27 protein-coding genes are annotated in these 23,768 nt (G+C 64.7%); 13 read left to right on the forward strand and 14 right to left on the reverse strand.

Annotated elements, in window-relative coordinates:
• The first annotated feature begins 321 nt into the window (after nucleotides 1-321).
• Entirely contained in the window at nucleotides 322-522 is a 201-nt protein-coding gene (locus tag DY468_RS16240) for a (2Fe-2S)-binding protein (RefSeq protein ID WP_164605838.1), read from the forward strand.
• A gap of 146 nt (nucleotides 523-668) precedes the next feature.
• Nucleotides 669-1,148 (forward strand): bacterioferritin, encoded by a 480-nt coding sequence (gene bfr, locus DY468_RS16245; RefSeq protein ID WP_164605839.1) that lies wholly within the window; start codon nucleotides 669-671, stop codon nucleotides 1,146-1,148.
• Nucleotides 1,149-1,202: 54 nt separating this feature from the next.
• Here bfr and DY468_RS16250 read toward each other — a convergent pair whose 3' ends face one another.
• Both DY468_RS16250 and DY468_RS16255 read right to left on the reverse strand, forming a co-directional pair.
• Nucleotides 1,203-1,799, reverse strand: a complete 597-nt coding sequence (locus tag DY468_RS16250; RefSeq protein ID WP_246701002.1) for a hypothetical protein — start codon at nucleotides 1,797-1,799, stop codon at nucleotides 1,203-1,205.
• 84 nt (nucleotides 1,800-1,883) lie between these two features.
• Entirely contained in the window at nucleotides 1,884-3,587 is a 1,704-nt protein-coding gene (locus DY468_RS16255) for a methyl-accepting chemotaxis protein (protein ID WP_164605841.1), read from the reverse strand.
• Nucleotides 3,588-3,948: 361 nt separating this feature from the next.
• On the opposite strand from DY468_RS16255, the gene DY468_RS16260 reads away from it, so the two are divergent.
• Together DY468_RS16260 and DY468_RS16265 are read left to right on the forward strand one after the other, a co-directional pair.
• The gene (locus tag DY468_RS16260; protein WP_164605842.1) at nucleotides 3,949-5,523 is read left to right on the forward strand and encodes a DUF1800 domain-containing protein; all 1,575 of its coding nucleotides are present in this window, start codon (nucleotides 3,949-3,951) and stop codon (nucleotides 5,521-5,523) included.
• Nucleotides 5,510-6,715, forward strand: a complete 1,206-nt coding sequence (locus DY468_RS16265; RefSeq protein WP_164605843.1) for a DUF1501 domain-containing protein — start codon at nucleotides 5,510-5,512, stop codon at nucleotides 6,713-6,715. Before DY468_RS16260 ends, DY468_RS16265 begins: the two co-directional genes overlap by 14 nt.
• Before the next feature lie 17 nt (nucleotides 6,716-6,732).
• Here DY468_RS16265 and DY468_RS16270 read toward each other — a convergent pair whose 3' ends face one another.
• The 3 genes from DY468_RS16270 to DY468_RS16280 form a co-directional block, all read right to left on the reverse strand.
• A complete protein-coding gene (locus tag DY468_RS16270) occupies nucleotides 6,733-7,362 on the reverse strand; it encodes an SOUL family heme-binding protein (protein ID WP_164605844.1) in 630 nt (209 codons plus the stop codon).
• Between the two features lie 141 nt (nucleotides 7,363-7,503).
• On the reverse strand, nucleotides 7,504-8,172 hold the full coding sequence (locus DY468_RS16275) for a collagen-like domain-containing protein (RefSeq protein WP_164605845.1): 669 nt from the start codon (nucleotides 8,170-8,172) through the stop codon (nucleotides 7,504-7,506).
• Nucleotides 8,173-8,272: 100 nt separating this feature from the next.
• Complete coding sequence (locus tag DY468_RS16280) at nucleotides 8,273-9,364, reverse strand: zinc ribbon domain-containing protein (RefSeq protein ID WP_164605846.1); 1,092 nt, start codon at nucleotides 9,362-9,364, stop codon at nucleotides 8,273-8,275.
• A gap of 343 nt (nucleotides 9,365-9,707) precedes the next feature.
• Here DY468_RS16280 and DY468_RS16285 point away from each other — a divergent pair, with 343 nt between their 5' ends.
• The gene (locus tag DY468_RS16285) at nucleotides 9,708-10,322 is read left to right on the forward strand and encodes a hypothetical protein (RefSeq protein ID WP_164605847.1); all 615 of its coding nucleotides are present in this window, start codon (nucleotides 9,708-9,710) and stop codon (nucleotides 10,320-10,322) included.
• Nucleotides 10,323-10,463: 141 nt separating this feature from the next.
• Here DY468_RS16285 and DY468_RS16290 read toward each other — a convergent pair whose 3' ends face one another.
• On the reverse strand, nucleotides 10,464-11,414 hold the full coding sequence (locus DY468_RS16290; protein WP_164605848.1) for a YiiG family protein: 951 nt from the start codon (nucleotides 11,412-11,414) through the stop codon (nucleotides 10,464-10,466).
• 190 nt (nucleotides 11,415-11,604) lie between these two features.
• Between DY468_RS16290 and DY468_RS16295 the strand changes: the two genes are divergently transcribed.
• The gene (locus tag DY468_RS16295) at nucleotides 11,605-12,033 is read left to right on the forward strand and encodes a hypothetical protein (RefSeq protein WP_164605849.1); all 429 of its coding nucleotides are present in this window, start codon (nucleotides 11,605-11,607) and stop codon (nucleotides 12,031-12,033) included.
• Here DY468_RS16295 and DY468_RS16300 read toward each other — a convergent pair.
• Nucleotides 12,026-12,520, reverse strand: coding sequence for a hypothetical protein (locus DY468_RS16300; RefSeq protein WP_349644289.1), 495 nt, complete (start codon nucleotides 12,518-12,520; stop codon nucleotides 12,026-12,028). The two genes, DY468_RS16295 and DY468_RS16300, sit on opposite strands and share 8 nt — an antisense overlap.
• A 332-nt stretch (nucleotides 12,521-12,852) precedes the next feature.
• Between DY468_RS16300 and DY468_RS16305 the strand changes: the two genes are divergently transcribed.
• Complete coding sequence (locus tag DY468_RS16305; RefSeq protein WP_164605851.1) at nucleotides 12,853-14,145, forward strand: flavin-dependent oxidoreductase; 1,293 nt, start codon at nucleotides 12,853-12,855, stop codon at nucleotides 14,143-14,145.
• Between the two features lie 18 nt (nucleotides 14,146-14,163).
• Here DY468_RS16305 and DY468_RS16310 read toward each other — a convergent pair whose 3' ends face one another.
• Nucleotides 14,164-14,352, reverse strand: a complete 189-nt coding sequence (locus DY468_RS16310; protein ID WP_164605852.1) for a hypothetical protein — start codon at nucleotides 14,350-14,352, stop codon at nucleotides 14,164-14,166.
• Between the two features lie 184 nt (nucleotides 14,353-14,536).
• The gene (locus tag DY468_RS16315) at nucleotides 14,537-14,821 is read right to left on the reverse strand and encodes a hypothetical protein (protein WP_164605853.1); all 285 of its coding nucleotides are present in this window, start codon (nucleotides 14,819-14,821) and stop codon (nucleotides 14,537-14,539) included.
• A 146-nt stretch (nucleotides 14,822-14,967) separates the two neighbouring features.
• On the opposite strand from DY468_RS16315, the gene DY468_RS16320 reads away from it, so the two are divergent.
• The 6 genes from DY468_RS16320 (at nucleotide 14,968) to DY468_RS16345 (ending at nucleotide 18,397) form a co-directional block, all read left to right on the forward strand.
• Complete coding sequence (locus DY468_RS16320) at nucleotides 14,968-15,465, forward strand: hypothetical protein (RefSeq protein ID WP_164605854.1); 498 nt, start codon at nucleotides 14,968-14,970, stop codon at nucleotides 15,463-15,465.
• Between the two features lie 46 nt (nucleotides 15,466-15,511).
• Complete coding sequence (locus tag DY468_RS16325; RefSeq protein ID WP_246701003.1) at nucleotides 15,512-15,931, forward strand: hypothetical protein; 420 nt, start codon at nucleotides 15,512-15,514, stop codon at nucleotides 15,929-15,931.
• A gap of 306 nt (nucleotides 15,932-16,237) precedes the next feature.
• On the forward strand, nucleotides 16,238-16,750 hold the full coding sequence (locus DY468_RS16330) for a hypothetical protein (protein ID WP_164605856.1): 513 nt from the start codon (nucleotides 16,238-16,240) through the stop codon (nucleotides 16,748-16,750).
• Between the two features lie 93 nt (nucleotides 16,751-16,843).
• Nucleotides 16,844-17,182 carry a type II toxin-antitoxin system TacA family antitoxin gene (locus DY468_RS16335; protein WP_164605865.1) on the forward strand — a complete coding sequence of 113 codons (339 nt, stop codon included), beginning with the start codon at nucleotides 16,844-16,846 and terminating at the stop codon, nucleotides 17,180-17,182.
• On the forward strand, nucleotides 17,170-17,703 hold the full coding sequence (locus DY468_RS16340; RefSeq protein ID WP_164605857.1) for a GNAT family N-acetyltransferase: 534 nt from the start codon (nucleotides 17,170-17,172) through the stop codon (nucleotides 17,701-17,703). Before DY468_RS16335 ends, DY468_RS16340 begins: the two co-directional genes overlap by 13 nt.
• Nucleotides 17,704-18,007: 304 nt before the next feature.
• Nucleotides 18,008-18,397, forward strand: coding sequence for an ester cyclase (locus tag DY468_RS16345; protein ID WP_164605858.1), 390 nt, complete (start codon nucleotides 18,008-18,010; stop codon nucleotides 18,395-18,397).
• A 101-nt stretch (nucleotides 18,398-18,498) separates the two neighbouring features.
• On the opposite strand, the gene DY468_RS16350 is transcribed toward DY468_RS16345, so the two are convergent.
• From DY468_RS16350 to DY468_RS16370, 5 genes are all read right to left on the reverse strand, one after another.
• A complete protein-coding gene (locus tag DY468_RS16350) occupies nucleotides 18,499-19,230 on the reverse strand; it encodes a hypothetical protein (RefSeq protein WP_164605859.1) in 732 nt (243 codons plus the stop codon).
• A 174-nt stretch (nucleotides 19,231-19,404) separates the two neighbouring features.
• Nucleotides 19,405-20,067 (reverse strand): hypothetical protein, encoded by a 663-nt coding sequence (locus DY468_RS16355; protein ID WP_164605860.1) that lies wholly within the window; start codon nucleotides 20,065-20,067, stop codon nucleotides 19,405-19,407.
• A gap of 154 nt (nucleotides 20,068-20,221) precedes the next feature.
• Nucleotides 20,222-22,147 carry a phosphomethylpyrimidine synthase ThiC gene (gene thiC, locus DY468_RS16360; protein ID WP_164605861.1) on the reverse strand — a complete coding sequence of 642 codons (1,926 nt, stop codon included), beginning with the start codon at nucleotides 22,145-22,147 and terminating at the stop codon, nucleotides 20,222-20,224.
• A 234-nt stretch (nucleotides 22,148-22,381) separates the two neighbouring features.
• Nucleotides 22,382-22,990 (reverse strand): thiamine phosphate synthase, encoded by a 609-nt coding sequence (locus tag DY468_RS16365; RefSeq protein WP_164605862.1) that lies wholly within the window; start codon nucleotides 22,988-22,990, stop codon nucleotides 22,382-22,384.
• Nucleotides 22,977-23,759, reverse strand: coding sequence for a thiazole synthase (locus DY468_RS16370; RefSeq protein ID WP_164605866.1), 783 nt, complete (start codon nucleotides 23,757-23,759; stop codon nucleotides 22,977-22,979). The genes DY468_RS16365 and DY468_RS16370 overlap by 14 nt, the downstream gene beginning before the upstream one ends.
• Nucleotides 23,760-23,768: the final 9 nt, after the last annotated feature.

Below are 23,768 nucleotides of genomic sequence, written 5' to 3' on the forward strand. Positions count from 1 at the left end.
GCGCGCCCCTGCCATGGTCCATACCGCATGGTTTCATCAATCGATTGAACGAACCATGAATACCGTCGCCGCAGTGCTGCCATCGTCCGGCCGGCCGTCGGTCATGGGTCACGGCGCTGGACCCTTGGCTTCAGCGAAAGCGTTGCCGGAGAGGGCGATGCACGCGGCGAAATTCGTGCGGATCGCAGCCGGAGAGGGCCGCGCTTGACGAACATCAAGCCGCCTCTTGCAGATTGGAATAGGTTGAAGTTGCACGTTTTCCTTTTGCTTCGGCGATTGCAACTCACTATTCGAAAGCTGCGACCTGCTGGATTGAGACCGATGATTGTTTGTTCTTGCAACGTCCTCAGCGACCACGATGTCCGTGCCACCATGCACACCGAAGGCGGCCCCGCGCGCAACCCGGGCGAGGTGCATCGCTGCCTCGGCTGCAGCCGCAAGTGCGGGCGCTGCATGCACACCATCAAGAACATCATGAACGAGGCGCTGTGCGGCGCTGATCATCGGCACACCAACGCCTGATCGTTCGGTCTTTGATCATTCGATTCCTTCGCCGTGGATCGAGACGTCACCGGGATTGCATTTCACCCGCAGTGTGATCTAGAATTATTCTAATTCTAAAGCGGCCGCGCCGGCGGTTCGCCGATTGCAGGAGTGACGGAACCACCATGAAGGGCGACGCCAAGGTCATCGAATATCTCAACCGCGGTCTTCGCAGCGAGCTGACCGCAATCAACCAGTATTGGCTGCACTATCGGCTGCTCGACAATTGGGGCTTGAAGGACCTCGCCAAGATCTGGCGCAAGGAGTCCATCGAGGAGATGGTCCACGCCGACAAGTTCACCGATCGGATCCTGTTCCTGGACGGCTTCCCGAACATGCAGGTGCTCGATCCGCTGCGGATCGGCCAGAACATGAAGGAAGTTCTCGAGTCCGATCTGCAGGCCGAGCTCGACGCTCGCGCGCTGTATCAGGAAGCGGCAACCTACTGCCACAGCGTCAAGGACTACGTGTCGCGCGACCTGTTCGAAGAGCTGATGAAGGACGAGGAAGGTCACATCGACTTCCTCGAGACCCAGCTCGATCTGGTCGGCCGCATCGGCATTGAGCTGTATCAGCAGCATCACATCGGCGAGGTCGATCACTGATCGCTCGCCCGGTCGTATTTTGACCGGCAGGGCCGCCCGCGGGCGGCCCTTTCGTTACGTCGTGCGGCGCGGCTCTTGCGCCGGCGACAGCGGGCAGTCGCGATAGGCTTCTTCGATTGCCTGGTCCGAACCGTCGACCCTAAAGACGGACGTACTGGTTCCCGCATTCAGCGACCTGATCCGCACCACGAGCTGGTTCGCACCTCGCAGATCGGTGACGAACTGCTGGAGTGCCGCTGGATCTTCGATCACGATCACCCGGTAACCCAGCAACACTCGCGACTCGACCGCGTCGCGACCGGGCTTGTCGTTGACGCGATAGCCCAAACTGGTGTTGCGGTCGCTGCCGATCCGGAAGTTGAAATTGATCTTGGCGATCGGCCGGTTCTCGAAGCAGGTGAGCTGCAGGCTCGCCACCGAGAAGCGCAGCGGATCGGTACTGTTCGACGCCTGAGCCGCGATCGTCACCGCGCCCGCCACCGGCTGTCCGGTGATCAGATCGGGACGCTGATCGATCAGCCAACTGCCGGACCGCACCGTGCCGTTGCTGACGCATCCGGCTAACGCCACGGCAATCACACCCAACGCTACACGCACCACAACCTCCCCCGGCCGCAGGATTAATCTGCAACCTATGCGTGCTGAGTGCAAGATTTCGTTCGGCGTGTAGAAAGCAACGGCCCGGCTTCGGGGGAAGCCGGGCCGTTGCGCGTCTTGATCGACAGGTGAGGCAGATTACGCCGCACGCACCGAGCTGAGGAACCGGGCCACCTCGGTCTTGAGCTGCGCGCTGTCGGTGGAGAGCGACTGCGCGGCTGCCAGCACCTGAGACGACGACATCCCGGTCTCCGCCGCGCCACGCTCGACGTCGGCGATGTTGGCGCTGACCTGCATGGTGCCCTGCGCTGCCTGCTGGACGTTACGCGAGATCTCCTGAGTGGCCGAGCCCTGCTGCTCGACCGCCGAGGCGATGGCCGACGAGATCTCCGACATCTGGCCGATGGTGGTGCCGATCTCCTTGATGGCCGAAACCGATTCCTCGGTCGCCGCCTGCATGCCGGAAATCTGCTGGCTGATTTCGTCGGTGGCCTTGGCGGTCTGCTCGGCGAGCGCCTTCACCTCGGCCGCGACCACGGCGAAGCCACGGCCGGCCTCGCCGGCGCGCGCCGCCTCGATCGTGGCGTTGAGCGCCAGAAGGTTGGTCTGGCCGGCGATGGTGTTGATCAGGTCGACGACGTCGCCGATCCGCTGCGCCGCGGTGGCGAGTTGATTGATGCGGTCGTTGGTCTTGTTGGCCTGCTGCACCGCAGAACTTGCGATCCGCGACGAGTCCTGTACCTGGCGGCTGATCTCGTGGATCGAGGACGCCATCTCTTCGGTGGCCGACGCCACCGACTGGACGTTGCTGGTGGCGACTTCGGACGCTCCGGCGACTGCCGCAGTGAGCTTCTCGGCATCCTCGGCGGTGTGCGCCAGCTTGCTGGCGGAGGCTTCGAGTTCGCTGGAGGCGCTCGACACCGCTTCGACGATGCGGCCGACCGCGCCCTCGAAGGCGTCGGCGAGCTTCTGCATCTCCTGCTTGCGCTGCCGTGCCGCGACTTCGTCCTGATGCGCCTTCTGCTCGGCCTCTTCGCGGGCGCGATGATCGGCGTTCTCGCGGATCACCACCACGGTCTTGGCGATGTCGCCGATCTCGTCGCCGCGGGCCGCGCCGGGGATTTCGACGTCGAGCTGGCCGCCCGCCATCTTACCGAGGGCACCGTTCAGCCGCATCAGCGGCCGGGAGATACCGAAGAAGGTGAATACCATCGAGATCACCAGCGAGATCATCACCACCATCCCGAGGGCGAAGTTGATCCGGTTGGCGCTGAACAACTCGTCGGCGGCCTGCTTCTTGGTGATCTTCGCCGCCTGCTCGGCGCGGTCGACCGCCTCGCGCATCAGGCCGAGCGCCTGCGTCGCCGTCGCTTGCGCCTGGACGATCAGTTGATCGCGCTTGGCCTTCTCGGTCTCGCCGGCGGCTCCGCTCTGCATCGCTCTGATCGCCTCGCCGGCCTGGACCATTGCGCCGTCGTACTGCGAAGCCAGCGTTCCGATCGATCGCAGCCGTTCCTTGTCCGCACCGTCGGAGATCTGGGCCACCGCGATTCCGATTTGGCGATCGACAGTCTCACGAGCGTTGCGCAGCGCGGCGATCGCGCCGTCGAGCTGTGCCGGCGTGGAGGCGAGTCGAAGCTCGGCCGCGGCGAGCTGCATCTGGCGAAGCGAGACGTTGGCTTCGAGGCCGTGATCGGCGACCATCTGCTGGGCATCGGCGCGCGCATTGACCGCGTTGATCGATCGTTCTGTCGTCAACTGATTGGCCGCCATCCCCAGCGACAGGGCGATACTGGTCAAGCTCGCGAGTCCGAGCTTCATTCCAATACTATTGAATCTCATGTCGAGAACCTTCGCGTTGATGCGGTCGGCCGAAGCACCGGAGAGACCGCGGCGAAATCGTGAATTGCGCGTCCGCGCATCGCGGCAGGACTACGCCGACCTCGTGAAACCACGGTTAACAGTCCACGTGCGAAAAGCTCTTGTGTGGCAAATAGTTACCTGCAATCAGCGAGATACGTCAGGTAGCCCGCCCTGAAGTGCCTTACGTAGTATTCCGGATGACGCCGAATTTGTATCCGGTTGCCTGCAATGCTCGCTGTTATCGCGCCACGCTCTCGCCATCGTGCATTCAGTGTTGGTTCAGCCACCGAGGCTGCATGATACCGCTCGACCTGGGTAACTAGGCAGTGGGACGACGCGGATGACCACCATCAAGCTGGGGAACGGGGTTGGGCTGGCCGCCGTGGCGATTGCAGCCGCCGCGGTGTTCGGCGGAGGCTCGGCGCAGGCCGCGGAGATTTCGCCGCAGGATCTGGCACTGATCGATCGGCTGACCTGGGGCGTCAACGGCTCCACCGTCGTGCAATTCCAGAAACTCGGCGCCGCGCGTTGGATCGATCAGCAACTTCATCCGAGGACTGACGGTGCGCTGCCGCAGCCGGCCGCCGTACAGATCGAGGCGATGTCCGACGCGAGCGGACTGACGCCGGCGGCGATCACAGCGTTTCAGGAGCAGGCCAAGGAGGCTAACCAGCTCACCGATCCGGAGGCGCGCAAGACCGCGAAACAGGCCTATCAGCAAGCGTTGAACGACCGAGCCAAGCAGGCCGCGAGCCGATCGATCCTGCGCGCGCTGTATGCGCCCGATCAGCTCCGCGAACGGATGACCTGGTTCTGGCTGAACCATTTCAACGTCCACCAGAGCAAGGCCGAGCTTCGCCTGCTGGTCGGCGATTATGAAGATCGCGCGATCCGCGCGCACGCTCTCGGCAAGTTCGGCGATCTTCTGCGCGCGACGCTGCGGCACCCGGCGATGCTGCGCTATCTCGACAATGCCGGCAACGCCAACGGCCATCTCAACGAGAACTACGCCCGCGAGATCATGGAGCTGCACACCATGGGTGTCGGCAGCGGCTATACCCAGGCCGACGTCGAGGCGCTGGCGAAAATCCTCACGGGCGTCGGCATCGACTATCGGCCTGAAGACCCCAAGCTGAAACCGGCGCTCGCCGGGCAGCTCGTGCGCGACGGCGCGTTCGAGTTCAATCCGGCGCGCCACGATTATTCCGACAAGGTCTTTCTCGGCCAGACTATTCGCGGCAGCGGCCTTGCCGAGGTCGATCAGGCGCTCGACCTGATCGCGCACAATCCGGCGACCGCCCAGCATGTTTCGCGCAAGATCGCCACTTACTTCGTGTCGGACGAGCCACCGCAGTCTCTGATCGACCGGATGGCGAAGGCGTTCATCGCGTCCGACGGCGACATCGCGCAGGTGCTCGCCGCGATGATCGGGGCGCCGGAGTTCTCCGCCTCGCTGAAAACCGCGGCGCGTTTCAAGGATCCGGTCGGCTACGTCTATTCGGCGGTGCGGCTCGCTTACGACGACAAGGTCGTGCTCAACACCTTGCCGATCCAGCGATGGCTCGGCCGGCTCGGTGAGGGGCTGTATGAGCGCCAGACGCCGGACGGCTACCCGCTGGTCGCGAGCGCCTGGAACGGCCCGGGCCAGATGATGCTGCGGTTCGAGATCGCGCGGCAGATCGGATCCGGCTCGGCCGGGCTGTTCAAGCCGGATCAGCCGGACGCCAAGGATCGGCCGGCGTTCCCGCTGCTGCAGAACGCGCTGTATTTCGAGGGACTGCGGCAGACGCTGAGCTCCACCACGCGCGGCGTGCTCGACCAGGCGATCTCGCCGCAGGATTGGAACACGCTGTATCTGTCCTCGCCCGAATTCATGGTTCGTCAACGCGCGGAGGCACCGCATGAACCGTCGTGATCTGCTGAAGGCCGTCGCCGCATTCGCACCCGCTGCGCTGACCACCACGATCGCCGGCCGGGTGTGGGCCGCGCCCGCGACCGACGCCAAGCTGCTCGTCGTATTTCTGCGCGGCGCTTACGACGCCGCCAACGTGGTGGTGCCGGTGTCGAGCAGCTTCTACTACGAGTCCCGGCCGAACCTGGCGATCGCGCGGCCCGATGCCGGCAACCCCAACGCTGCGGTGGCGCTCGATGCCGATTGGGGGCTGCATCCGTCGCTGCGCGACACCATCGCGCCGCTCTGGACGAAGCGGGAGATCGCGTTCGTTCCGTTCGCCGGCACCAGCGACGACACCACCCGTAGTCACTTCGAAACCCAGGACACGATCGAGCTCGGGCAGTCGACCGCCGGCCGGCGTGATTATCGCTCCGGCTTCATGAGCCGGCTCGCCGCCGAACTCACGCGGGTGAAGCCGATTGCCTTTACCGAACAGTTGCCGCTGATCTTTCGCGGACAAGCCGAGATTCCGAACATCGCGCTCGGCAATGTCGGCAAGCCCGGCGTCGACGACCGCCAGGCCGAACTGATCAAGCAGATGTACGCCAAGACCAAGCTGGCCTCGGCAGTGACCGAAGGCTTTCGCGTGCGCGACGAAGTGGTGAAGTCGATCGCCGACGAGATGACCGCTGCCAATCGCGGTGCGGTGTCGCCGCGCGGCTTCGAGTTGTCGGCGCGCCGGATCGGCCGGCTGATGCGCGAACAGTTCAACCTCGGTTTCGTCGATGTCGGCGGTTGGGACACCCACGTCAATCAGGGCGCGGCGACCGGCTATCTCGCCGACCGGCTCGGCGAGCTGGGCCGGGCGCTGGCCGGCTTCCGCGAGGAGATCGGGCCGACCGCCTGGCGCGACAGCGTGGTGGTGGTGATCTCCGAGTTCGGCCGGACGTTTCGCGAGAACGGCGATCACGGCACCGATCACGGTCATGGCAGCGTGTATTGGGTGCTCGGCGGCGGGCTCAATGGCGGCCGCATCGCCGGCGAACAGATCAAGGTCGCGCAGCCGGCGCTGTTTCAGAACCGCGACTATCCGGTGCTGACCGATTATCGCGCGCTGTTCGCCGGCCTGGTGCAGCGGATGTACGGGCTCGATGCGGCGGCGCTGCAGCGGATCTTCGCCGGGGTGCATCCAGCCGATCTCGGCCTCGTCTGATCAACGGTCTTGTGTGATCAGCGCTTGGCGACTTCCACCGCCGCTTCGTTGCGGCGCACGAAGGGCAGGGTGAACGGCGCATCGTAGAACAGACCGTAGGGCGCGCCGACCGGCTGCCATGCGGTGTTCGCGAGCGCGGCGATCAGTTGCTGTTCGCGCTCGCGCAAGTCGCGCCCGGTGCCGGAGAAGCGCAGCGTCGCGATCGTCTGTTCCGGCACGGTGACGATCTGCACCCGCGAATCGTCGGGCTTCGGCGCCGTGTCGGTGGTGTACGTCGCGGGCAGGAAGAACCGCATTCGCGTCATTCGTCCCTCTGTCGCGGTTTCGACCGGCGCGGTCATCGCGATCTTCGCTGGCCGCGCGACATCGACCGGAACGGTCATGGCGACCCGCTCGGACGCGTCCGAAGCGCCACGATTAGCACCGGCGATGTAGTTGAACAGCAAGGTGAACGCTTGGCTGTCCGCATGGCCGTTGCGTTCGAGATCGACTTCGGCGGCGACACGTGGCGCGTAGCGGCGGATTTCGATCGCTTCGGCCGGCCGGTCGAGCACCTTATAGGCGGGCTCTTCGTACAGCCGCAGGCCGACGATCCCCAGAACGGATTCGACGGCCAGAACCATGTAGTACCAGATCGCCGAGGCCATGCGGCTGTCTCCGCCGTGCGATGCGCTGTTCGGCGTCAGCTAATCATTGCACGGCGATCGGCAAGGGCGGGTCGGCAAGGGCAGATCGGCTTCGTATCATGACGCGGCAGGTGGCATTGAGACACCGGCCGCGCCGCGCGATCAGTCCTTGTGCTTGCGCTTCTTCTTTTTCTTGCCGCCGTCGCTGTTGGCGTCGTCGTCAGCGACCTCGGCCTCGATCTCTGCACTAGCGGCCTCGATCGCGGCAGCGACTTCGCGTTCGGCGGCTTCGCGGGCCGCCTGTTCCAGCGCTTCGGCAGCGATCCGCTCTTCAAGCTCGCGCGCCTCGCGGGCTCGCTGCGCCTTGTAGTCTTCGTAGGCGTCGAAGATCAGATGCAGCCAGGGCATCACCTGCTCGATCGAGGGCAGCGCACCGGGCGGGCCGGGCTCGCCCCGCGGACCCTGTTCGCCGCGCGGCCCTTGCTCACCCCGAAGACCTTGTTCGCCGCGAGCGCCTTGCTCGCCGCGCGGTCCTTGCGGGCCGATCGGACCAGGCTTGCCGTCGGGGCCGGGTTTGCCATCCGGTCCGGGTTTGCCGGCCGGTCCAGCCTTGCCGGCCGGTCCAGCCTTGCCGGGAACGCCGGGCTTGCCTTGCGGACCCGCCTTGCCTTGCGGACCGGCCTTGCCGACCGGACCAGGCTTGCCGCGCGGGCCTTCGGGGCCTGGGCGTCCCGGATGTCCCTGCGGTCCCGGTCGGCCCGGTTCGCCGGGACGTCCACGCGGACCTTGCGGTCCCGGAAGTCCGCGACGGGTGGTTTCAGCTTCAGCCACGCAACGCCCCCAAACGATTCCTGATGGCGTGACTTTACCAGAGCTTGCGTGACGGCTTCAATTCCGCGCGCTGCGCGGGTTGCAGGCAGCCACTGCGGCTCTATTCGGCGGCGTCGCTGCGCGCCACCTGCTCGCTCTGCGCCGGCTTGGTGGTTTGCGGCGGTGCAGGTTGTGGCGACGAGGTCGCCGGCGCGGCGGCAGGGCGCGTGGGCTGCTGCGGCGGCGTGCCGGCGGCGGCGGAGAACACCAGACCGTCGTCCTTGCGGCAGATGCCGTAGGTGCCGGCGCTGTTCGACGTCAGCGTGATCACCGGGTCGTTGCACTTGTCGCAGACCAGCGTGCCGGCGCCGTTGAGATGGCCGGGCAGGCGGTCCTGCTTGCTGAGCAGCGTGCATTGCTGGCCGAGCGGATCGATCGACACCTTGGCGCCGCAGGAGAAGCAGTAGCGCGTCTCCGAATGCTGCTTGCCCTGATCGATATTCGCCGGGATCTTGCTGGCGCAGACCGGGCAGTTGACCGCCACCGCGCGGGTGAATTGCGAGGCGCCCGGCATCCGCAGGAAGATGTTGCCGCTGGTCGAGCGGTGGGCGTGAAAGCGCTGGCCGCAATGCGGGCAGGTCGGCTTGGCGCTGTCGCCGGGCAGGCTGCCGACCTGGAATTCGACCTGCTTCTTGCAGGCCGGACAGTTCTCGGTCTCGGTCACCAGCTTGCGCTCGGGCGTGCGGCCGTCGGTGATCCGCGCTTCGATCTGCAAGGTGTCGCGCGCGGTCAGCATCTCGATCACGTCGAACGGCAGTTGCCGGCCGGTGATCTCGCCGATCTCGTGGGTGACGCCGATCAGATTGTCGATGCACTGCTCGATCTGCGCCAAGTACACGGCGGCGGGGATCGACTCGTCGCGGCCGCCCTTCACCGATTTGTGGATCTGGCTGATCGAGGTCTCGAGCTGGCGCGCCAGCACGTTGAGGTTGGCGGCCATGCGGGCTTCGGCGGCGCGCTGGCGCAGCGTCCACACCACCGCGAGCGTGGCGAGGCTGGCGCCGCAGATCGCCGATACCTGACCCCAGAACCAGATCCAGCCCGACTGCGTGCCGAGCGCAAAACCGAGCACGATCATGAACAGACCAGTGCAGGCGGCGATGGTCTCGACCGGATGGGCCGAAAACACTCTCATAAAGGCTTTGCGCAGCACCGCTGAATCCTCGGAAATAATCCTGGTCAACCTACCGCCAATTGCGCCGCGCTGAAAGCGGGGGCCCCTAAAATGACAGGGTTTTACCCACCGAACCGGCCTCGACGATGGTCGGTATCAGGCGGACGTCGCTGCATCTGAGTTGCATAAGTCTTGTCCCCGAACTGCGGATCTCTCCCCACGCGTCGGCTCTGCTGTCAGACGTATCGGCGGCGATGCTCATCGCGAAAGGCTGCAGATGCCGGCGTTGAACGGCTTACCGGTATTCCCTCATGGGTTGTGTCGACAAGAATCTCAACTATGATCCGGCGCGTGCATCTCCAACCGCACATGGAGAACAACCATGCGTAAAGCTCTGGTGTTCGGTGTGTTCGGCCTTGTCGCCGGTCTGCTTGGGGCGGCTTCGCCCGCCCGGGCGCAAGCGGACATTTCTCTGCCTTATCCGGCTCTCACGATCTTTTTCAGAACTGCCAATCTTGAGCCGCTGTCTCAAAGCCAATTCGTGCTGAACCTTGCGGCGCAAAGTTCAGCCAAGCAGCCGCAGGCCAACGTCAACCTGTTCGACGATTTCTATCTGATCAACGGCCAGTGGAGCGGTTCGCCCAATAACCTGATCGTCCACTTCAACGGCAATCTGCAGAACCTCGGACAGCGCGTGATCCCGACATGGGTCGGCGTCGCCCAATTTTCCAACCATGCTATCACCTACGACCTGCAGGCCGGCTTCCAGCAGGTCAAAGCGAAGTACGGCATTCCGAACGCCCAAGCGGCCAGCGTCGTGGTGTATCGCACGCTGAACACCGGATTGCTGGTCTACGATTATCGGATTCCGATCGCAGGCGGGCGTTGCCAGGAATATCTGTTCACGCCGGAAAACGGCGGGTTCCAACTCGGGATGCAGGGCGGCTGCTACATGTCGCTCGCCGGTGTTGGCCGAAGCCGCGCCGGACATCGCTGAGTTGGCCGACGACGGATGCGGCAGGGTCGCATCCGTCGCACCAATGCGGATCGCTTGCGGCGCGGGGCTTCACCGATCGTGTTCGAACCGCGCCGTATCGTTGTGAAGACGTGATCGGCTGACCGAGCTCAGGTCGGCCTCTCAGAAGCTTGCCCCGCGATTGTAGGCATCGACCAGCTGATTGTAGTCGCGCAGCAGGCGCGGCGGCGAGCCTTCCACCATCCATCCCGAGCCGGCGTTGCTAAGCATCATCTTCTCGCCGCTCGAATACGGCGTCTTGTCGCGCTGGCGGCGCATCAGTTGCTTGGCGGTGACGAGAAACGACTTGGCGTTCGACATGAACATCGAGCCGATCTTGGCGTTTCGCTCGCCCTCGGTGAAAGCCTCGTTCGCCGCGACGGTCTTGCCATAAGTGTCGATGGCTGCTGTCAGCGCCGCCAGATCTGGCTTGTCGGCCTCGGCCGCGCGGATCACACGCTTGGCGTCGATCATGGTGGCTTCGATCTGGTAGCGCGCCTTGCGGCCTTCGCTGCGTTCGATCGCCGCCAGTTTTTCGGCGGACTGACGGTCCTTGATGACCTCGACGCCGCCGCGCAACTTGCGGTCGGCATCCGCGAACGCATCCCAGGCGGCGACCAGACGGGGATGCAGGGCTTTGCCCTTCGCCATCTTGTCGTCCTTGTAGTTCTCCTGCGTGTAATAGTCGTCGGTTTCCTTCAGTAGCGGCTCGAGCTTGCCGACCGCGTCCGCATAGGCCGAAGCGGCGGCTTCGAGCTCGGGTTCGTGCGGCTCGATCGCGTTGGCCTTCTCGACGGCGGCACGGCAGTTCTTGGTGTCGTAGATCGTGTAGGTGCCGTAGACGATCCGTTCCTTGCCGGTCGGGCCTGTCTTGGCGGCCCAGGAGAAGTAGCGCGAGCGGGAATCGAACGCGCGCGCCGACAGCCGATTGAGGCAGCCGATATAGGCATTGAGCTTTTCGGTGAGCGCGTCTGACGCGTTCGGGGTTTCGGCGGCGAGCGCGGGTGCCACGACGACAAGACTCATCAGACTGCCGACGAGCAGTCGGACAGCGGATCGGCGGGTGGCATCCATTCGATTCTCCTTTTTATTGTATCGGTGCAGCGTCGCGGTTCGTTGTCGCCGCGAGCGATGCGCCGGTTCAGCACGAGCTGCAGTTCCGGTGTCGCCGTTGGCGGTTTCACCGTCGTGGCGCCGAATCGCGATAGCAGTGCTAGACCGGAATGACAAAGCCCGTAAGGGGCGAGCGACAAAGGAGAGCGGGATGCGTGGATTGCTGGGGACCGTGGTTGCCGTGCTGATCGGCGTCTTTGCACTGGGCGCGTCGGCCCAGGCGGACGAGGGACGGATCACGCTGACGATCTACAAAGGCGGCTGGGTGATCGGCGGTTCCGGCGGCTCGGGCACGTTGAACTTCCACGGCCGGCGCTATCCGCTGTCGATCGGCGGCTTGTCCTATGGTCTGGTGTTCGGCGGCTCGAAGGCGCAGCTGGCCGGCCGGGTCAGCAACATCCGCTCGCCGCGCGATGTCGCCGGCGTCTACGGCGCGGTCGGCGCGGGGGCTGCGATCGGCGTCGGCGCACGCGCCATCGTGCTGCGCAACGAGAAGGGCGCGGTGCTCGAACTGAGCGGCTCGCAGGTCGGCCTGATCGCCGACCTCGATCTGTCGGGCCTGGCGATCGGGTTCAAATAGTCCGGCCACGGCGCGCGCCCGAACGACTGCGCCGCGACGGAAGCTTGCGGCGCCCGGCGCGCGGGCCGCAAGGAACCGGCGCGCCGAACAGCTCGGCGAGCCGCGTATCCTGCAGCGCGATCGCGTCATAAAACGCGAACACCTCCGCGGCGCGCGGTGTGCCGATGATCTCATCGCGCCGCAATGCGCGCGCCGCCAGCCGGTCGAGACCGTCCGCGAGGCGGGCATCCTGCACCATCACGGCCGGGCCGGTCGCGGCGATGAAGTGATGCAGGCGCACGACGAAGCGGTCGGACGCGCTGGTGCCGTCGCCCCAGCGCCCGCAGATCAGGTCGATCTCCGCGCCGTGTTCGGCAATGTGGCCGACCGTCCACCACACCTGATAGGCCACGACGGCATCGGCCGTTTCGATCGTGCCCGAGACACGGCGGCTGATCTGGCCGCAGCAATCGCAGTGGCCGCTGACCTGATCGCCGTCCGGCGTCACCTGCAGCGTGGCCGGGACGGTGGCCGCGTCGAGCTCCGGACTACTCACGGCAATCGAGCCTGTCCTGAGCGAACGGCGCGGCGATCTGCTGCGCCGAAGCTACGCTGAACGACCGAGAACGACACCGCATCGACGCCTCTCGCTGCAACCGGGAGAACCGTTCCGCAATTTCTGATTGCAGAATGTTCCTGATATGTTCGTTTCCGTCAAGCGCCATCATCGGAACGAAAACTGAATACCGGCGGCGCCACGCCTGTCGGCCGCCCTTGCTTGCCTCTCCGGCTGTAGCTGGTTACAGCAAGCCCCAATCACGAGCAGGGCAGGACGCGTTCATGAGCAACAGGGTGATCATCGCCGGCGGCGGCATTGGCGGGCTTGCGGCGGCGTTGACGCTGCATCAGATCGGCGTGCCCTGCGTGGTCTATGAGGCGGCGCGCGAGATGCGCCCGCTCGGCGTCGGCATCAATCTGCAGCCGAACGCGGTGCGCGAACTGCTCGACCTCGGCATCACCGAAGCCGACCTCGATCGCGTCGGCCTGCCGGCGAAGGAATGGGCGCTGGTCGGCCTCAACGGCAACGACATCTATGCCGAGCCGCGCGGCAAGGCTGCCGGCTATCGCTGGCCGCAATATGCGGTGCATCGCGGCCGTTTCCACATGCTGCTGAACGACAAGGTGATCGAACGGCTCGGCGCCGATGCGGTGCAGCTCGGCCGCCGCGTGACTTCCTATCGCAAGACCGCGGACGGCGTCACCGCGACGTTGGAGCACGCCGATGGCGGCAGCTCGGAGGTGAGCGGCGCGCTGCTGATCGGCGCCGACGGCATTCACTCCGCGGTGCGGGCGCAGATGCATCCGAACCAGCCGCCGATCCATTGGGGCGGCGCGGTGATGTGGCGCGGCACGACATGGGGCAAGCCGACCCGCAGCGGCGCCTCATTCATAGGGCTCGGGACTCATCGCCACCGCGTGGTGATCTATCCGATCTCGCATCCGGATCCCGCGACCGGGCTGTCGATGCTGAACTGGATCGCCGAGGTCACGCTCGACAATGCCGACGGCTGGAAGCAGCAGGGCTGGTTCCGGCAGGTGCCGACCTCGGAGTTCGCGCATCATTTCGACGGCTGGGTGTGGGACTGGCTCGACGTGCCGGCGATGATCCGCGAGGCCGACTCCGCTTACGAGAATCCGATGATCGACCGCGATCCGGTGAGTACCTGGCGCGACGGCCCGGTGCTGCTGATCGGCGATGCGGCGCATGCGATGTATCCGACCGGCTCCAACGGCGGCACCCAGGCGATCGTCGACGCGCGCGAGCTCGGCGCCGCGATGGTGGCGCACGGTGCGACCGAAGCGGCGCTGGCGGCGTTCGACGCCAAGCTGTGCGGCCCGATCTCGCAGCTGATCCTGCGCAATCGCGGCGCCGGCCCGTTCGGCCTGCTCAACCTGGTCGACGAGCGCTGCGGCGGCACCTTCGACAATATCGACGACGTGATACCGCCGGCCGAGCGCGCCGCCTTCATGGCCGGCTACAAGGCCGCCGCCGGCTTCGCCATCGATCACCTCAACGCCGCGCCGCCGACGATTGCGCCCGGCGCGCGGGTGAAGGTGCCGGCGGCGGCGTGAGCTGCCGCGCGAACGGACTCAGCCTTCGCGCGCGTGATCGTCCGACGCGTGATCATCATTCGCCGCTGCTGGTGATGAGGTCATTGCGGCCGGCTGCGCCATCTTGCGCCGGACGCGGCTATTGATCCGAAACAGCGTGTGCACTTTGCCATCGGCGGTGGCGCAGCCGCCGCGCATGTTCGGAAGTATCAGGGTCGCTTCGCTCATCGCATCTCTCCATTCGCTGTGATGCGATACTAATCGCGACGACAATTGTCTGGTTCGCGTCAGCGTTTTGGTATGGTTAACCGATCGTTAACGCCCGCCGTCCCGAACCGCAGCGGCGCGCATCGCCGCGGCGACGTCCGGTGCGAGGACGTGCCGTGCCGACGCAGGACGAGTTGTCTCGGTTCTAGCTGCCCCAATTGATGATGCAGCCGTGGGTGTCCGGCGAACAGCGGCTGATCGAGTCGACGTGGAAGTACTCCGGCCCCTGCGTGCCGGTCACCGTCACCTTGGTGGCGAGATAGGGCCGCAGCTTCGGCTCGTCGTTGAACGGGCGGGCATCGATCGCGATGCGCTGCTCGCTGTCGTCGAACTGTTGCAGATAGTAGATCGGGGTTTCGCTCTTCGAGCCGATTGCGGCGAGCTTGGCGAACAGAAAACCATGCAAGGTTTGTACGTCGGATGCGGACATGACCAACGTTCCTCCAGGTTGTTAGTTCGCTGCCGAGCTTAGGCGTCCGCTCGCGCGCAGCATTGATCGGGCGCAATCTGAAGCTGAGTGCGCGCCGACATCGCGCCTGCGGTGGGTGTCGGGCGTAATCAGTTGTGCACTGTTTGATGCACATGCTGGTAAGATGGCGCGATCTTCACGATCGCGCGGCGCCGCAGCTTCCGAGCTATGCGCCCGTTGTCGTCACGACGAGGGGCGGGGGCGCGCCGCTTGGCGCAAAGTTGGTGGTTGGTCGCGATGGCTTGCGATCCATCGCGCATCGCCTGACGGCGCCGACCAGCGGCGATCTTTTGGCATCGGGACCCTTTTGCGAACCGAGTTTCAGTCTCGACACCGTCGATCCCTATGACGGGCTCGCCGGAACGATCAGAACCGATGCAACGCTACGTAATGTGCAAGGGGATATTATCGCGATCTATGATGTCAAAACCGGTGCCCAGACGATATCGCGGGCCCGAGCGGACGAACTTTGGGCAAAGACACGTGCTGCGCCGGATACGCCCGTCTTCGAACTGAATGTCGTCCGAGGAATTTCGCGAAAGCAGATTGTTCTGAGCATTTTCAGGTCGCGTTCCCGGGCGCGCCCGATGACCCGAGGGATCTGACATGTCGATCGAGATTTATGTGCTGTCGGACCAGAAGCTGAATTCGATGGCGGAATGGCAGAGCGCCATCGACGCAAAGGGGTTCCCGCTACGGCTGTCGACCGCGACCCCGTTTGCAAGCAGCCACGGCGCGTTGCCCGTCGTGCTTCGCGATCGGCCGTCGGCATTCGAGTGCGATCATTGGGACGCGAAGGTCCTGATGTCCGAGACGCCGAAGGTGACGTTCGAGCGGTCATGGCGATACGCGCTCGCGTTTCGCTGGGGCGGCGACATCGACGCCGGAGTGTCCGCCTATCTGGCCGCAGCCGCCTACGCCGAGGCGACGGTCGGCCTCGTGCTCGATTGCGCGGAGGGCAAGCTGATCTCGCCGGCCCGCGCCGCCGAGGTTGCCGCTGAGCTGGATAGGAGCCGGGCGTTGATCGAGGAGGCGGTTCGGCGGGCGCTTGAAGGCTTTCGAAAGCCGTGACAGGCGAGGGCGAGGATCTCGCGAGCGGCGTTGGCGAGGGGCGCGCAGCTCGCAGACGCGGCTCTGCCGATCCGGTCCACTCAGGCAAACCGGTATCAGCGCGGAGCGGATAGCTCGTCGGACGGCTTGAGCGGAGCGGACGTCGTGGTCCGGGGATGGCGTCGTGTCGATGCGGCCTGCGCCCGATCCGGCGCGCTGGGGTGATCCATGCGAGGCCCTGCGACCTTCGGCGATCGTGCGCTCAGATCAATGCTGCGGCCTGCGGCCTTGCTAGGCTGCCGCCGCTGTCTTGAACTGGAGGTTGTCATGATCGCGCGTCGTCGTCTCGCTGGTTTGGCTGTCGCGTTGCCCGCGCTCGCCGTAGCGGCGCTGGCGCCGCCGTCGTCCGCGCGCGCCGGGGACGGGCTCGAGCCGTATGCCCCGCTGCTGGTCGAGCTGCCGGGCTGGAAAGCCGGCAAGCTCGGCGGCCTGACGATGCAGGACGGCGGCAGCCGCATCGTGGTGGCGCAGCGCGGCTACGAGCGCGGCGAGATCCATGTCAGCGTCCAGCTGCTCGCCGGCGCGCCGGCCCAGAGCCGGCTGGCGGCCGGCGGCACCGGGATGAAGACCGAGGCCAGCCACGGCCCGGCCAACACCACCACGATCGACGGCTTCAAGGTGACGCGGACGTTCCAGGCCAGCGACAAGTCCGGCACGATCCTGATCGCGCTCGGCCCCGCCGCCGCGCTATCGCTGTCATTCAAGGGCCTCGGCGAGGACGAAGCCCTGGCGACGGCGAAAGGCTTCGACTGGACCGCGATGCGGGCGGCGGTGAAGTAGCGCGAGCGTAAGGCGGGTTAGCCGAAGGCGTAACCTGCCGGCGGTGCCTGAGATCGTATTGACACTGTGGATACAGAGCGCGATATTCTGCCCATGGCAAAGACGCGTGTCGCATCCGCAAAATCCGCTCGTCGTTCCGCTGCGGCCGCAGCGGGCGGCGCGACGTCCGACGCCAAGGGCAGCATCAATCTGCGGATCGAGACCGGCACTCGCCAGCTGATCGACGATGCGGCGGCGGTGCTGGGGAAGACGCGCACGGAGTTCATGGTGGAGAGCGCCCGTCGGCAGGCGGTCGATGTGTTGCTCGATCAGCGCTTATTCACGCTCGATCCCCAACGCTATGACGCCTTCATGCAGGCGCTCGACAATCCGCCCGCGCCGGGGCCGAAGCTCAAGGCGTTGCTGCGTCGGGTCCCGGCATGGCGGACATAGACGACGCGCCAGACCAGCCACGCTCCCGTCTGTCGGCTCCTGTTCCCCTGACGATTGCACATGATCTGTCCGCGTTCGATTGCGGCGAACCGGTGTTGAACGACTGGTTGCGCCAGCGGGCACTCAAGAACGAAAGCCGCTTCTCGCGCACCTACGTGGCGTGCGAAGGCAACAAGGTCGTCGGCTATTTCTGCGTTTCAGCGGGCGCGGTCGAGCGTGCGGCAGCGCCGGGCAAGGTCCGCCGCAACGCGCCCGACACGATCCCGGTGTCGGTGATCGGGCGACTGGCCGTCAGCCACTCCCATGCCGGAAGGGGGCTCGGCGCCGACCTGCTTTCGGACGCGCTGCGCCGGATCGCACTGGCATCGCAGAGCATCGGCATCGGCGCGGTTCTGGTTCACGCCAAGGACGATGCGGCCAAACGCTTCTATCTGCGCTGCGCCGAATTCATCGAGTATCCCGAAGACAGCCGGACGCTGTTCCTGCCGATCGAAACGGTAGTCGCAGCTTTGGGTGAGTAGCCCGCGTGAGCGCAGCGATACGCGGGGGTGAACGAACCTGAGAGTCCCGGGTATCGCTTCGCCCACCCAGGCTACGTTTGCTGCTGCGCCGTGATGCAGCCCGTGAGCCGGCCGAGACTGATCCCGCCGCGACACGATACGTCACGCGCATGCGATGCTCGCCCTGCGCGCTCTGGTACAGATGGTGAGCTGCAAGGAAAATAGTTGGCGAGGCGGAACTGCTTGACCCTTGCGGGATCATCATACGGATGGCGTCGCGCGACTGAGCGAAGCGTCATCGGCCATGTTCAAATAGGATGATCCGATGACTCCCGCCGAACTCTCCGAGATCTACTGCGGCTACATCGCCTGCCTGAACCGGCAGGATTGGCCGAAGCTGGACCAGTTCGTCGGCGAGGATGTGTCCTACAACGGCGAGCGGGTCGGGCTGACAGGCTATCGCGATATGCTGCAGCGGGATTTTCGCGTGATCCCTGACCTACACTTTGACATCCAGTGGCTGGTGTCCGAACCGCCGCGGGTTGCGAGCCGGCTGTGGTTCGACTGCACCCCATCGGGCGAGCTGTTCGGCCTTGCCGTCAATGGCAGACGAGTCCGCTTCGCCGAAAACGTGTTCTACGCGTTTTCCGACCGCCGCATCGTGGAAGTCTGGTCGATCATCGACAAAGCCGCCGTCGCAGCGCAGCTCTCGTGAGCCGATCGCGGCTGTAGGGCGGGCTAACCGAAGGCGTAACCCGCCGGGCGGCGGGCGGGCTTGTCGCGGTGAAGGGGCGGATTACGCTACGCCAATCCGCCCTACGGGCTGAGGTCGGCTGGGGTGTCAGGCGATGTGGATTCATCGTGCAGTGTTGGTAGCGTAATTCCAAACGAAGGATTGTATTTCTTAGCTTGTTCAAACGTGACAATTGGAATCCAGTATGATTTCTCATGATTTTTTCCGAAGGTATCGAAGATCGCGATTCTGATTTTTGCTTTTCCATTTCGGGGTGACGGAAAGCAGCCTCCCCAGCTTTCGGGTTGCTCAAAATAGATGACGCCGCTAATCGATTGGCCGACTCGAAGGTAAGTGTTGTTCGATTTTCCAGAAATTGAACTTCGTTGAAGGAGGAATGGGTAAAATTTGATGTTGTCTCCAATTTTTACTTGGAAATCCTCAATCGCCATAGCGGGTTGATGGAGCCAAAACCAAAACAGTCGATATCGAAACCAAATCCAGGTGAGCGGGCGTGCGTGCCAATGATATCCAAGTTTAATGTTGTCGATGCTGGTTGCCGCGGAGCCAATGTTCGAAATTCTTAGATATAGTGAAATTCCGGTTCGATGTGCGTCGAATCCGTTGTGTTTCTTGCCGGTGGGATATGTTGAACATAGCGTTGGCCCCTCCAGTAGGTCGATCCTGAGTCTTGGTCGTCGTCTCAACGCGGAAAAGAGTCCGGATGCCCAAGCGGCGAATAGAGTGCAAAGAAAGGTCATAACGCTGACAACGCCTTGGTTGTCGTTGAGCCATTTGACGAAATCGTTGGACATCTCGTTTCCCATCAGATCACTCGGTGTTTCGCTTGCTCAGAGCCTTACCCCTAAGAGCCGTATGGCGGGTTAGCCGAAGGCGCAACCCGCCGCGCGGCGGCTGGGCTTACGTCCGTGTGGTGGCGGGTTACGCTTCGCTAATCCGCCCTGCGGGTTGTCCAGCCCGCACGCGCCCTATTCGGTCCTACGTGCGAGCTTCTTCACCCTGACCGCGAATTCTCGGCCAAAGATGACGGCGCGAATAAGCCACTTGGGCATGCCGATGTGGGCCAGTGCTTCGACGCCGCCCGACTCGTACTGCGCCTCGAGTCGGTAATCGCTGAACTCATCGGAGTTCGCGTACCAACTGAGGGTCTTCTCGATTTCTTCGCGCAGTTTGTCTTGATCAGGCAGCCGCGCAATGAATGCTAGCTCTCGTCTGAAGCAGATGGCTTCAATTCGTGCGCGTTGATCTTCCTCATATGCTATTCCGTAGCGCTCGATCCGTGCATGAGTTGCTTCATGCACGATAGTCGATGCGATTTGCTCGGTCGTCGTGACAGGGTCAGCCAAGAAGCGTTCATCGAGCACGCACGCTTTGAGCGAGTGCACGTATTCGGCGAGGCCATGGAATGACAGGTTAACCCAGATGCGGTCGAGTTCTCTGACGACCCGAGCATGATCCAGCGGACTATGCTGCTTGATCAGATTCAGCGCTCGCTCGGCTTCATCGAATAGCTCGGAGTTTCGAATCCAGCCTCCGATCAAAACGCCATCAACTTGCCGCCATACCGATAGCGCAATTCCAAGTCTGTCGACAATGCGAGGTCGGAGGCGTTCGGGTCGTGCGTGTCGCATCGGCTTTCACAGCAATCGCTTCCGCTAAGCTCGATCGAACCTCCATCGTTGGCAAGTAAAAGCGGCCGGGCTTTCGCCCGGCCGCTTCGCTTCCGATGGATGCCCGGGTCGAGCCCGGGCATGACGTTTGTAGCTCGGTGAGCGCGCGCCGCCTTTACGACAGCGCCTTGTTGCTCTCTTTCACCTTGTCGGCGTCGAGATACACGCTGCTTCCCATCTCTTTGAACTTGGCGCTCATCTGGGCCATGCCGTCTTCGATGGTGCCGGAGATGGTCATGCCGGCGTGGCCGACCGGGTAGATGGCGGCTTTCTCGTTATCGCCAAGCCCCGCCGCGTAGTCGCGCACATCCTGGGTGATCTTCATCGAGCAGAATTTCGGGCCGCACATCGAGCAGAAATGCGCGACCTTGTGGGCGTCCTTCGGCAGGGTCTCGTCGTGGAAGGCTTGCGCCGTATCCGGGTCGAGGCCGAGGTTGAACTGGTCCTGCCAGCGGAATTCGAACCTCGCACGGGACAGCGCGTCGTCGCGCAGTTGCGCGGCGGGGTGGCCCTTGGCGAGGTCGGCGGCATGGGCGGCGATCTTGTAGGTGATCACGCCGGTCTTGACGTCGTTGCGGTCGGGCAGGCCGAGATGCTCCTTCGGCGTGACGTAGCACAGCATCGCGCAGCCGAACCAGCCGATCATCGCGGCGCCGATGCCGCTGGTGATGTGATCATAGCCCGGTGCGATGTCGGTGGTCAGCGGCCCGAGGGTGTAGAACGGCGCCTCGCCGCACTCCTTGAGCTGCTTGTCCATGTTGATCTTGATCTTGTGCATCGGCACGTGGCCGGGGCCTTCGATCATCACCTGGCAGCCCTTGTCCCACGCGATCTTGGTGAGCTCGCCGAGCGTCTCCAGTTCGGCGAACTGGGCGCGGTCGTTGGCGTCAGCGATCGAGCCCGGCCGCAGGCCGTCGCCGAGCGAAAACGACACGTCGTATTTGCGCATCAGGTCGCAGATCTCGTCGAAATGCGTGTAGAGGAAGCTCTCCTTGTGATGCGCCAGGCACCACTTCGCCATGATCGAGCCGCCGCGCGACACGATGCCGGTGACGCGGCTGGCGGTGAGGTGGATGTATTGCAGCCGCACGCCGGCGTGGATGGTGAAGTAGTCGACGCCCTGTTCGGCCTGCTCGATCAGCGTGTCCTTGTACAGCTCCCAGGTCAGCTTGGTCGGATCGCCTTCGCACTTCTCCAGCGCCTGGTAGATCGGCACGGTGCCGATCGGGACCGGCGAGTTGCGCAAAATCCATTCCCGGGTGGTGTGGATGTTGCGTCCCGTGGAGAGGTCCATCACGGTGTCGGCGCCCCAGCGGATCGCCCACACCATCTTGTCGACTTCCTCCTCGACCGACGATGTCACCGCCGAGTTGCCGATATTGGCGTTGATCTTGGTGAGGAAGTTGCGGCCGATGATCATCGGCTCGAGTTCGCCGTGATTGATATTGGCCGGGATGATCGCGCGGCCGCGCGCGATCTCGTCGCGGACGAATTCGGGCGTGATGAACGCCGGCACCGCGGCGCCGAACGATTCACCGTCCGCCAGCGTCGCTTCGGCACGTTCGAGCTGCTGCTTGCGGCCCAAATTCTCGCGCTCGGCGACGTAGATCATCTCCTTGGTGATGATGCCGCGGCGGGCGAATTCGTATTGCGTGATCGGCGCATCGCCAACGCCGCGCAGCGGCTGGTGATGCGCGGTGAAGGCTTTCGCGGCATGCGCGGCGCCGACATTGCCGTTGTCTTCCGGCTTGATTTCGCGGCCTTCATATTGCTCGACGCCGCCGCGCTCCATCACCCACTGCGTGCGCGGGCGCGGCAGGCCCTTGTTGACGTCGATGACCACGCTCGGATCGGTGTAGGGGCCACTCGTGTCGTACACCGGCAGGTTCGGCTCGCCTGCGCCTTCGCTCAGGATGATCTCGCGCAGCGGCACGCGCAGATCGGGCGCGCTGGCGGGCGTCGCGTAGATCTTCTTGGAGGAGGGCAGGGCGCCGGTGGTGACGGCAGCGCGGGTGGTCTCGGGATTGGAGCGGATATTCATGCCATCCTCCTTGTTATCGGTTGTTATTCGGGCCGCTTGGTTCGGTCGTGTTGTCGGTCGGAGTGGCGAGGGCACGGTGCGTGTCGCCCTCACCCCGACCCTCTCCCGCAAGCGGGAGAGGGAGGAGTCACCGGTCGGGTCGCGGCTGTGCCTCACGCACGGCCTGCTCCCTCTCCCGCGTGCGGGAGAGGGCTGGGGTGAGGGCGCCGCGCGTCGCAGCGGTCGCGTTCGTCGTCACGCCTTCTCGGCGACGAAATCGAGCCAGGCGCGGACGCGGGCGTCTGGATCGGGGTTTTGCGTCACATCGCTGACCACCGCGATCGAGTCGGCGCCGGCGGCAAAAATCTCTTCGGCCTGCTCCAGCTTGATGCCGCCGATCGCGACCAGCGGGATGTTGCCGACGCGCTTCTTCCATTCGGTGATCTTCGGAATGCCCTGCGGGGCAAACCGCATCGATTTCAGCGTGGTCGGGAAGATCGGGCCGAGCGCGATGTAGTCCGGCTCGGCGGCGAGCGCGGTTTCGAGTTCGGCGTCGTCGTGGGTGGAGAGGCCGAGGGTCAGCCCGGCGCTGCGGATCTCGGAGAGGTCCGCCTCGGCGAGGTCTTCCTGGCCGAGATGCAGATGCTGGGCGCCGGCGACGATCGCGGCGCGCCAGTAGTCGTTGATGATCAGCTTGACGCTGGTGTCCTTCACCGCCGCGAGCGCGTCGGTGACGAGCTGCAGCGCGGCGCCGTCGTCGAGGTCCTTGGCGCGAAGCTGCACGGTGCCGACGCCGAGCGCGGCGAGGCGTTTGACCCACGCGATGCTGTCGACGACGGGATAGAAACGGTCAGGATACGGCATGCCAGAACGGGGTCCCGATCACAGGGGTGGAGGGCGAAGCGAAATCGCGGGCGCCCATCAGCCCCGCTTCGTAACCAGTGCGGCCGGCTTCGACCGCGAGCTTGAAGCCGCGCGCCATCGCCACCGGGTCTTCAGCCTTGGCGATCGCGGTATTGAGCAGCACGGCGTCGTAGCCGAGCTCCATCGCTTCGGCGGCGTGGCTCGGCGCGCCGAGGCCGGCGTCGACCACCAGCGTGATATCCGGCAGCCGGTCGCGCAGCAGCTTCAGCGCGTCGCGACTGACGATGCCGCGCGCGCTGCCGATCGGCGCGGCCCACGGCATGATCACCCGGCAGCCGGCATCGACCAGCCGGAGCGCGACCGACAGATCCTCGGTGCAATAGGGAAACACCTCGAAGCCGTCCTTGATCAGGATTTGCGCGGCTTCGACCAGGCCGACCACGTCCGGCTGCAGCGTGTCGTTGTCGGCGATGACTTCGAGCTTGATCCAGTTCGTCCCGAACAATTCGCGCGCCAGCTTGGCGGTGGTGACCGCATCGCGCACGCCGCGGCAGCCGGCGGTGTTCGGTAGCACGGTGACGCCGAGTTCGCGGATCAGCGACCAGAACTGATCGCCGGCCTTGCCGCCCGCCGTCTCGCGCCGCAGCGACACCGTGACGATCTCGGCGCCCGACTCGCGGATCGAGTCCTGCATGATCGCCGGCGACGGATACAGCGCGCTGCCGATCAAGAGCCGGGAGCCGAATTCGCGGTCGTAGAATTTTACCATGTTGCCAGC

It is taken from the genome of Rhodopseudomonas sp. BR0M22 (assembly GCF_010907035.1).
Taxonomy (GTDB): Bacteria; Pseudomonadota; Alphaproteobacteria; order Rhizobiales; family Xanthobacteraceae; genus Rhodopseudomonas.